Genomic DNA, 10,262 nt, shown 5'->3' with positions numbered 1-10,262 from the left:
GGAGCGTTTCCCTTTCCTGCGCTTCCCGCCAGGGTCTGTTGAGGCATTGCGGCTTCGCATGGCGTCAGTCGCGGAGCCTTGATAAGGCGCGCGGCTATCCCGACCTTGGCGGGACTGATCCCCCAGTCTTTCACGAGGTATTGCGATGGATGTCATCGAGCGTATCGACCAACAGGTCAAGGGCCACCCAGCCGTCATCTATATGAAAGGCACACCGCAAATGCCGCAATGCGGTTTCTCGATGCGCGCGGCGCAAGCGCTTAGCGACACGGGCGTCAGCTTTGCTTATGTGAATGTCCTCCAAGATCCAGAGATCTTCGAGAACCTGCCGCGCTACGCCGACTGGCCAACCTTCCCGCAGATCTATATCGATGGCGAACTGGTTGGCGGGTGTGACATCACGCTGGAGCTAGCGGCAAGTGGTGAGCTCAAGACCATGATGGAGTCCGCGGTGACGAAACAGGAACAGGCCGCCAGCTAATCAGGAGCACTCCAAGCCCTTGGTCTTAGGCCCCCGCGTCAGGGGGCTCTCGCCAGGCGCGCTGCCCTTTTAGGATCATAGCGTTGTGGTGCGCCAGCGGTTGACGATGGTGCAGAAGAGCCGCGCGGTCTGCTCGGCATCATAGATCGCGGAATGGGCGGCAGTATTGTCCCAGTCGAGTCCGGCTGCTTGTGCCGCCTTCGCTAAGACTGTCTGTCCATAGGCCAAACCCGCCAGCGAGACGGTGTCGAAGACGCTGAAGGCATGGAAAGGGTTACGCTTGTAGTCGTTCCGGTCGACTGCGGCTTTAATGAAGCCGAGATCGAAGTGCGCGTTGTGTCCAACCAGGATGGCACGATTGCAGCCATGCGATGCAACCGCCTTGCGAATCGGGTCAAGGATCTTTGGCAGAGCCTGGCGTTCAGCCATGGCATCTCGAAGAGGGTGGTCCGGGTCAATCTTATTGAACGCCAGTGCACTCTGATCGAGCTCGGAGCCGAGGAACGGCAGCACATGGCAGGCATGGGTAGCCCCCGGCACCAGCCAGCCGTCAGCGTCCATCCTGATCATTACCGCGGCGATCTCAAGCAAGGCATGACGCTGCGGATCAAAACCCGCGGTCTCGACGTCTACAACCACGGGCAGGAAGCCGCGGAAGCGACCGGCGATGCCTATTGGCGCTGAGGGTTGGTCTTTGTATTCCATCTCGGCAGCATAAGAGGGTTGCCGGCAAAAGCCAAACGACGGAGAGCATTCTGTCTGGCCTAGGATCTGGCCAAGGATAGGGTTGTTCGACCACTGTGCTACCATCGTTCCAGAACCGTCGCGGCGTTCGATGAGATGCGGGAGTCTGGTCTATGCAAAGCGTGCACCTTTTTCGCCTCCTTTTTCTGGTGCTCTTGACAGCGTCGTTGACTGGCGGCTGCAGTTCGATCCCAAAGGAGCAGCGCGATCCGCGCGATCCCTGGCAGACCTATAATCGGGCGATGTTTCAGTTCAATACCGACTTCGACAATGCCTTCTTGAAGCCGGTTGCCCAAGGTTATCAAGCGATCACGCCAGAACCCGTCAACCAGGGCATCACCAACTTTTTCAATAATGTTGCTGACGTGACCTCGGCGGTGAACAATGCGCTGCAGTTCAAGCTTTCACGGGCTGGCACGGATGTGAGCCGCGTGGTCGTGAATAGCACCGTCGGTCTGGCCGGCTTTATCGATGTTGCCAGCAACCTGGGCATTCCGAGCTATAAGGAAGACTTTGGTCAGACGCTTGGCTACTGGGGCTTTGGTGACGGCCCCTACTTCGTGATGCCAATCTTGGGGCCAAGCTCAGTGCGTGACACCATTGGCTTTGCCGGCGATGTTCTCGTTGATCCGTTCTTTAGTCTAGAGGCGGATGAGATCTACTGGGGCTTCGTGGTGCTGCGGGCGATTGACGTTCGAGCCGGCTTGCTTGACGCTAGTAAGCTGATGGACGAGGCTGCGCTCGATCGCTACGTCTTTGTGCGTGACGCCTATCTGCAGCGGCGTCGTAACCTGGTTCACGATGGCAATGCGCCCGCCGACCAAGACTACGATCTGTTCTGGGACGAGGACGCCTTGGACCCATAGGCCCTCCGGCTTCGGCTCTGCTTGCCATCTCTCCTCGTCAATTGGCGGTGCTGTGATCTCGACTGCTCGGCTGAAGTAGCCCGAGGCTCATCGATGATCAGCGGCTTGCCGAGTCTGGCGGGCGATCTGCGCTGCCAGGATCAGCAAGCCGCTGAGCGGACGAGCTAGTTCGAGCTGTTGCTCGAGCTACTGCTCGTGCTGCTGCTTGAGCTTGACGACTTCTTGCCGCCTTTCGTGCGGCAATGACCACTGACCTGTACGCCATCTTTGCGCGTGTAACTGTCTACCCAAGTGCAGGCACTCTGGTTTTCGCAGGCGGATTTCTCCATCCCTTTGCATTCGACGGCAAAGACCCCTTGTGACGCTAGCGTGAGCGCAGCCGTCATTGTCAGCGTCGCAAATACATTGAGTGGGCGAGCAGGCCTGTTGATCATATCGTCATCCTCTCTATCCAATGATTCCACCGCTTGGTGGATGTTGTCAGGCAGATTGCATCGGTGGCGACCGCATCGCCACCAGCCGAGCTTACAGAGCCATTGGGTGCCTGCGCAACTCATCAATGGTCTATTCAGCGATTGCCGAAGCACTGGTATTGAGCCTGGACGCGATCCATCGCGGCTTTAGAAACAGCGAAGAGAAGCGGATGCGAGCCTGAGGTAGGCCTGGTGCAGGCGCTCGACTTGAGGCCTGAGGCGATGCTGATCGCCGCTGTTGTCGATGACATCATCAGCCGCGGCAAGGCGCTCGGTGCGGCTGACTTGGCTGGCGATGATGCGTTTGATCTGGCCGGGCTCGAGACCATTGCGCGCTTGGACACGCGCGATCTGCAGGGCTTCTGGTAGGTCGACGACGAGCACGCGATCAACCAAGGCTTGTTGGCCGGTTTCCAGTAGTAGCGGGATCATCAGCAGTGCGTATGGGCTGCTGATCGTCTCCGTCTCGGCAAGCATCCGGGTGCGAATCAAGGGATGCAGAATGCTTTCCAGACGCCGGCGCGCGGCGGGGTCCCTGAAGACCTGTTCTCGCATCCGCGCACGATCGAGGGCGCCTGTTGCATCGAGCATCTCTGCGCCGAACGCAGCGGCGATGGCCGGAAGTGCCTCGCCGCCCGGTCGGGTGAGTTGATGCGAGATGGCATCGGCATCGCTGACGATGATCCCGAGGCCTGCAAAGGCCTCGGCCACGGTACTCTTGCCGCTGCCGATCCCGCCAGTGAGTGCGATACGATAGGTCATGCGTCTAGGCTGACCAGCCAGGTCTGAAGCGCGGAGGGCACGGGGCTCTTGCCTGGCGTCACGCGCGTTTCATCCATCGGGGATGGCAAGGCGCCATAGCCTTATGCCAGTCCCACCCAGCGCAGATAAGCCTCGGTGATGGACTCGCCCCAGAGCAGGCTGATCCAACCGGCAATCGCCAGGAAAGGGCCATAGGGGATGGGTTGTCCAGCCTGCTGACGGCCACTGGCGATGAGTGCCCCACCAACGATGGCGCCCGGTAGCGACGAGAGCAGGATGATCTGCGGTACGGCTTGCCAACCAAGCCAGGCGCCGAAGAGTGCCAGGAGCTTGAAGTCGCCGCGTCCCATGCCCTCTTTGCCGGTGGTGAGGCGGAATCCCTGATACACCAGCCAGAGCAGTAGGTAGCCTGCCGCGGCGCCGAGGATCGCCGAGCTGGGGTCGGTAAAGGTGCCGCCGAGGCTCAGCAGGAGGCCAAGCCAGAGGAGCGGTAGGCTCAGGCTGTCGGGCAGCAACTGCGTATCGAGGTCGATGACCGCCAATGCGACAAGCCCCCAGGTCAAGATCAGGGCAGCGAGTGCTGCGGTGGTCGGGCCAAGCTGCCAGACCACGACCACCGACAGCACCGCGGTGAGTGCTTCAACCAGCGGATAACGGACCGATATCTTCGCCTTGCAGGCGCTGCAGCGACCGCGTAATCGCAGCCAGCTCAAAATGGGAATGTTATCCAGTGCTCTGATCGCGGTACCGCAAGACGGGCAGTGTGAGCCTGGCCGCGCCAGACCGAGGCGTGGAGTCGCGGCCGCGGCTGTGTCCTCCTGTGGCCCGGCTGTCTTGGCAGAGGCCAAGAGCGCTGTACAGTCTTCGAGCCATTCCTGCTCCATGATGCGCGGAAGGCGTAAGATCAGCACGTTGAGAAAACTGCCGACGGCGAGGCCAAAAAGCGCTGTCGTCAGATAGAGCAACGCGGGGGTTTGCTCAAAGACGCTGATGATCTCGGTCACATGTACAGGCTCCAAGAGTGGGCTTTAAGATTGGCTCGGACGTTCCGCTCAAACCACGGCCGCGAGCTTGAAGATGGGCAGGTACATGGCGATGACGAGACTGCCGACCAGGCCGCCGATCACCACCATGATTAAGGGCTCGAGCAGGCTGCTAAGGGCGTCGACGGCGTTATCGACCTGCTCTTCGTAGAAGTCCGCTGCCTTGCCCAGCATCGAGTCTAGGGCGCCAGATTCCTCGCCGATGGCCGTCATCTGGATCACCATATGCGGGAAAAGGCTGGCTTGGCGCATCGCCAGTTGCAGGCTTTGGCCGGTGGCGACCTCTTCGCGCATCTTATTGACGGCATTCGCATAGACCAGGCTGCCGGTGGCACCTGAGACCGATTCCAGCGCGTCCACCAGCGGGACGCCGGCGGCAAACATGGTCGACAGTGTGCGGGCAAAGCGCGCAACCGCGGCCTTATGCAGGATAGGACCGATCACCGGCAGCCTGAGCGCAGTGCGATCGACCGCGTTTCGGAACGCCTTCGACCGCTTGAACGCGGCGATGATGGCATAGACCAGCAGGGCGATCCCGGCCGCCATCAGCCACCAGAACTCGCGCATGAAGTCTGAGAGGGCAATGACCAGCAAGGTAAACGCGGGTAAATCTGCACCAAAGCTTGAAAACAGCTCTTTAAACTGCGGGATCACGAACAGCATGATGACAACGGTGACGATGATGGCGACCAAGATGACGGCTGCCGGGTAAAACATCGCCTTCTTGATCTTGCCCTTGATCGATTCAGTCTTTTCCTTGTAGGTCGCGATCTTGTCCAAGAGGACGTCGAGCACACCGGCTTGCTCGCCAGCGGCGACCAGGTTGCAGACCAGATCGTCGAAGTAGAGCGGACACTTTCGCAGCGCGGCCGCCATGCTCGTGCCGCTCTCGATGTCACCCTTGATGGTGAGCAATAGTGCTTGCATTGAGGGGTTGTCGTGACCGCGGCCAACGATGTCGAACGATTGCACCAGTGGCACGCCAGCGGCCATCATGGTAGCAAGCTGGCGGCTGAAGACACTGATATCAGCCGCGGTGATCTTTCTGTTTCCACTGCCGAATAAGGGCTGCGGTTTCTTGCGGACTTTGAGCGGGTTGACGCCCTGGCGGCGCAGATCGGCGCGGGCTAAGGCAAGGCTCTCCGCGCGCAGATCACCCTTAACCTTCTGTCCGCGCCGATCAACCCCTTCCCAGAGGAATTCGGGCGGTTGCTTGACCTTTTTTTTCTGCTTCGCAACGGCAATAGCCATTAGGTTCTCTGTCGTGCTTCTGATTACTCTTTGGTCACTCGATTAAGTTCGCGCAGGCTAGTGACGCCCTCCTTGACGCGTCTCAGCCCTGATTGGCGTAAGGTCAGGAAGCCCTCTTTTTCAGCCTGAGCGGCGAGATGGAGCGCATTGCCACCCTCCATGATCAATCGCCCCATCGCCTCAGAGACCTCGATGACCTGGAAGATACCAACGCGCCCTTTGTAGCCTTCGGTGCAATGCTCACAGCCGACCGGCTTAAAGAGCTGGATGCCTTTGGCAATCTCTTGCTCAGTAAAGCCCTCCTCGATTAAGGCTAACTCGGGCAGGGATTCTTCGGCTCGGCAATGCGGGCAGAGCCGCCGGGCGAGCCGCTGGGCCATGATCACCAGCACTGAAGAGGCGATATTGAAGGGCGCAACGCCCATGTTGGCGAGTCGCGTCAGCGATTGAGGTGCATCATTGGTATGCAAGGTCGAGAGCACCAGATGGCCGGTCTGGGCGGCTTTGACGGCAATCTCAGCGGTCTCGAGGTCTCGGATCTCACCGACCATGACGATGTCCGGGTCTTGGCGCAAGAAGGCGCGTAATGCCGCGGCGAAGGTGAGCCCGGTCTTCGGGTTCATGTTGACCTGATTAATACCAGGCACTTGGATCTCAACCGGGTCTTCGACGGTGGAGATGTTGACTCCGGTCTGATTCAGGATATTCAGTGCAGAGTAGAGCGTGACGGTCTTGCCCGAGCCCGTCGGCCCCGTGACCAGGATCATTCCGTAGGGCTTTCCAATCGCTCGCAGAAAGTCTGCGCGCTGCCGTTCATCCATGCCGAGCTTCTCGATGCCCACCTTGGCGGCCCCTGAATCCAGGATGCGGAGAACGATCTTTTCTCCATAGAGGGTGGGCAAGGTGTTGACGCGAAAGTCGATATCACGCGATTGTCCAAGCTTGAGCTTGATCCTGCCATCTTGCGGAATCCGTTTTTCAGCGATGTTCATCCGCGACATGACCTTGAGCCGTGCCGTCAAACGTGCCGAGATCGCGAGCGGTGGTGTTGCAACCTCGCGCAGGACGCCATCCTGTCGGAAACGAATCCGAAAATAGCGCTCATAGGGCTCAAAATGCACGTCTGACGCCGCGCTATTGATGGCATCGATCAGAATCTTGTTCACATAGCGCACCACCGGCGCGTCATCGACGTTAGCATCAACCGTTGTTTGCTGGTCCTCGTCGTCCCCGAGTGCAGCGCTCTCGAGGTCGGCGTTGGCCAGGTCCGACATGGTCGTATCCTGCGCCTCGAGCACCTGATGGATGGCGGCGGTGAGCTTGTCTTCCTCCGCCAGAACGGCGCTTGCCGACATCCCTGTGTTGAAACGGATCTCGTCCAGCGCGCGATCATTGGTCGGGTCGGACAGGGCAACAAACAGACGGTTACCACGTCGAAACAGCGGTAAGGCATGGTGCTTGCGGATCAGGCGCGCGTCGACGAGATCCATCGGCACATTGAGCAGGTCGATGGCACGCAGATCGACCAATGGGACGCCGAACTCCTCGGAGGCCGCAACGGCGATGCTGTGGCTATCGAGCAGATTCTGTTCGACCAGGTATTGAACGAAGGGCTGACGCCGCCCATTCGCTTCAGTCTGCGCCGTTTGTGCCCGCTTTTCCGATAAGAGTCCATCCTGTACCAGGCGTCGTGCCAGTCCGGCGGGATTGATGCTGGACGCTTCGGTCGCCATGGGTTAGAGACTCGCGAGGATAGGGGGCTCCGTCTAGCGGCTGATATTGAAAGCGAGCCTCACGTTGTTGGCAACCAGCCCATTGTCCTTCTGATCACTCTCATTGAGATAAAACTCTAGGATGGTCTCGCGATTCATCAACATCTCCTCGGTCACCTCCTCTGCGATCTCATTGGCATGGCAGAAAACGCTGACATAAGGCGACTCAGGCTCACGCGGGTCCGTGATCCAGAGATCCGGTGAGATGTCCTGAATGAAGCGCAGGAAGCCATAGCCCTTGTCCGGGAACCATTTGGTGCAAACGCCGCGCACGCAAGAGCCTGACTTGCCCCACTCGTTGCGCGGCTCATAGGACACCGGCAGCAGATCCGGGATCAAGAAGCCGGGCCAGAAGGCATCGACCTCTTGCTGCAGGGCGCGCGAGACGTTCTTGAACCCGATCAGCTCGACGCGACAGCCGCGATTCTGCAAGGCTTCAACGACTTGCAGGAAGTCACCATCACCGGTGACCAAGATCACCTGATCCAGCTTCTCGGCCTGCAGCATGGCATCGACGGCCATGTCAAGGTCCGCATTGGCCTTCATCGAGATGTTGCCGGCCTCATCCGTGTATCGGCGGACATACTTAACGGTAATCTTCCAGCCGAAGTCGCGCACCATCTGCTGGTAACCGCGACTCTTCTTGGCGTACTCGGGGTCTTCGCGTGCGCGTTCGGAATCGTAAGAGATATAAGTATTAAGACGTTGCAGGATGCCGTTCTCGCGTGCCGCAAAGCGTCGCAGCACGTCGTAGCGCATCTGATAGCCGCCGTTGTAACGGACATTCTCGGCGTCGACATAGACGCCAACTCGTTGACATAAAGGCAATGAGGTCGACCTCGTGGGGGCTAAGCGCCTACCAGGATTCCGTTCGTGAGGGGGGCGGGACGGTGGGGGTGACGATGGGACGTCACTGGGATTGAGGCGTTGCCGCTCGATCGTGGCGGCCGGGTTGCGACGCCTTACGTCGCAACCGCCGGTTAAGGTTGATCTACAGGTTGCCGCGGTTGTCGATCAGTTCCTCAACCACGCCCGGATCGGCGAGCGTCGAGGTATCGCCCAGGGTGCTGATCTCGTTCGCGGCGATCTTGCGCAGGATACGACGCATGATCTTACCAGAACGGGTCTTGGGTAGCCCCGGCGCCCACTGAATGATATCGATGGTTGCAATCGGGCCGATCTCGGTGCGGACCAGCTTGACTAGCTCTTTCTTCAGCTCGTCGGTTGGCTCAACGCCGGCCATGGTGGTGACATAGGCGTAGATGCCCTGGCCCTTGATGTCGTGCGGATAGCCGACCACCGCGGCCTCGGCGACGGCATCGTGCAGGACCAAGGCCGATTCGATCTCGGCGGTGCCGAGCCGGTGACCGGAGACATTGAGCACGTCGTCGATGCGACCGGTGATCCAGTAGTAGCCATCGGTATCGCGCTTGGCGCCATCGCCGGAGAAGTAGTAGCCCGGATACTGCTTGAAGTAGGTGTCGATGAAGCGCTGGTGATCGCCATAGACCGTGCGCATCTGCCCAGGCCAGGGCCGCGTGATGACCAGCGCGCCCTCAGCCTCGCCTTCGAGGATGGTGCCGGTGCTGGCGTCAACCAGCGCGGGGACGACACCGAAGAAGGGTTTGGTTGCCGAGCCAGGTTTGGTCGGCGTGGCGCCGGGCAGCGGTGTGATGAGATGGCCACCGGTCTCGGTCTGCCACCAGGTATCGACGATCGGGCAACGCTCATCGCCAACCACTCGGTGATACCACTCCCAGGCCTCAGGGTTGATCGGCTCGCCAACGGTGCCGAGGATGCGCAGGCTCTTGCGCGAGGTCTTCTTGACCGGCTCCTCACCGGCACGCATCAGCGCGCGGATCGCGGTTGGCGCGGTATAGAAGGTGGCGACATTGTGCTTGTCGATCACCTGCCAGAAACGCGACATGTCCGGATAGTTCGGGATGCCCTCGAACATCAGTGAGATGGCGCCGTTGGCCAATGGACCATAGACGATGTAGGTGTGCCCGGTGACCCAGCCGACATCGGCGGTGCACCAGTAGACCTCACCCTCGCGATAGTCGAAGGTGTACTTATGCGTCATCGCCGCATAGACCAGATAGCCGCCGGTAGTGTGCAGCACGCCTTTCGGCTTGCCGGTCGAGCCCGAGGTATAGAGGATGAACAGCGGGTCCTCGGCGTCCATCGGCTCCGGCGCGCACTCGGCGGAGGCATCGGCCATGGCCTCGTGGTACCAGAGGTCACGACCCTCGTGCCAGGCGACCTCGCCGCCGGTGCGACGCACGACGATGCACGTATCGATGCTGGGGCATTCCTCGAGTGCCTTATCGGCATTCTTCTTCAGCGGGACGTGACGACCGCCGCGCACGCTTTCATCCGAGGTGATCAGCAGCCGGCACTCGGAGTCTTGAATCCGGTCGCGCAGTGAATCGGGCGAGAAGCCGCCGAAGACGATCGAATGCACGGCGCCGATGCGGGTGCAGGCCAGCATCGCAACCGCGGCTTCCGGGATCATCGGCAGATAGATGCAGACCCGGTCGCCCTTGCTGACGCCGCGCGCCTTCATCACGTTGGCCAGTTTGCAGACCTCGGCGTGCAGCTCGCGATAGGTGACCTTGCGATCCTCTTCAGGATTATCGCCTTCCCAGATGATCGCAACCTGATCGCCACGGGTGGCCAGGTGGCGGTCCAAGCAATTCTGCGACACATTGAGCTTGCCGCCCTCGAACCAGCGGATATGCACCTCATCCGGGCCATAGCTGTAATCCATGACCTTGTTCCACTTCTCGAGCCAGGTCACATGCTGTTCCGCATGCTCGGCCCAAAAACCCTCCGGATCATCGACCGAGCGCTGATACAGGCTGCGATAG

9 protein-coding genes are annotated in these 10,262 nt (G+C 60.1%); 2 read left to right on the top strand and 7 right to left on the bottom strand.

Features of this window, described 5'->3' with window-relative positions; all coding sequences use genetic code 11:
• Nucleotides 1-145: 145 nt before the first annotated feature.
• On the top strand, nt 146-481 hold the full coding sequence (gene grxD / locus VBE63_RS21265) for a Grx4 family monothiol glutaredoxin (RefSeq protein WP_323685025.1): 336 nt from the start codon (nt 146-148) through the stop codon (nt 479-481).
• 75 nt (nt 482-556) lie between these two features.
• Here the strand turns inward: grxD and rnt are convergent, their stop codons facing one another.
• Entirely contained in the window at nt 557-1,186 is a 630-nt protein-coding gene (rnt, locus tag VBE63_RS21260) for a ribonuclease T (RefSeq protein WP_323685024.1), read from the bottom strand.
• Between the two features lie 152 nt (nt 1,187-1,338).
• Here rnt and VBE63_RS21255 point away from each other — a divergent pair, with 152 nt between their 5' ends.
• Nucleotides 1,339-2,091, top strand: a complete 753-nt coding sequence (locus tag VBE63_RS21255) for a VacJ family lipoprotein (protein WP_323685023.1) — start codon at nt 1,339-1,341, stop codon at nt 2,089-2,091.
• Between the two features lie 620 nt (nt 2,092-2,711).
• Here the strand turns inward: VBE63_RS21255 and coaE are convergent.
• The 6 genes from coaE to acs form a co-directional block, all read right to left on the bottom strand.
• Nucleotides 2,712-3,326 carry a dephospho-CoA kinase gene (coaE, locus tag VBE63_RS21250; protein ID WP_323685022.1) on the bottom strand — a complete coding sequence of 205 codons (615 nt, stop codon included), beginning with the start codon at nt 3,324-3,326 and terminating at the stop codon, nt 2,712-2,714.
• Nucleotides 3,327-3,427: 101 nt separating this feature from the next.
• On the bottom strand, nt 3,428-4,321 hold the full coding sequence (locus VBE63_RS21245) for a prepilin peptidase (RefSeq protein ID WP_416274617.1): 894 nt from the start codon (nt 4,319-4,321) through the stop codon (nt 3,428-3,430).
• A 57-nt stretch (nt 4,322-4,378) separates the two neighbouring features.
• Nucleotides 4,379-5,620: a type II secretion system F family protein gene (locus VBE63_RS21240; protein ID WP_323685020.1), complete on the bottom strand. Its 1,242-nt coding sequence runs from the start codon at nt 5,618-5,620 to the stop codon at nt 4,379-4,381.
• A 23-nt stretch (nt 5,621-5,643) separates the two neighbouring features.
• Entirely contained in the window at nt 5,644-7,353 is a 1,710-nt protein-coding gene (gene pilB, locus VBE63_RS21235; protein WP_323685019.1) for a type IV-A pilus assembly ATPase PilB, read from the bottom strand.
• Between the two features lie 33 nt (nt 7,354-7,386).
• Nucleotides 7,387-8,220: an NYN domain-containing protein gene (locus VBE63_RS21230; protein WP_323685018.1), complete on the bottom strand. Its 834-nt coding sequence runs from the start codon at nt 8,218-8,220 to the stop codon at nt 7,387-7,389.
• A gap of 163 nt (nt 8,221-8,383) precedes the next feature.
• A partial coding sequence (gene acs / locus VBE63_RS21225) for an acetate--CoA ligase (protein ID WP_323685017.1) occupies nt 8,384-10,262 on the bottom strand: 1,879 nt, incomplete at its 5' end.

The organism is Lamprobacter sp. (assembly GCF_034860625.1).
Lineage (GTDB): Bacteria > Pseudomonadota > Gammaproteobacteria > Chromatiales > Chromatiaceae > Lamprobacter.
This window is presented reverse-complemented; position numbering and strand designations above follow the sequence as displayed.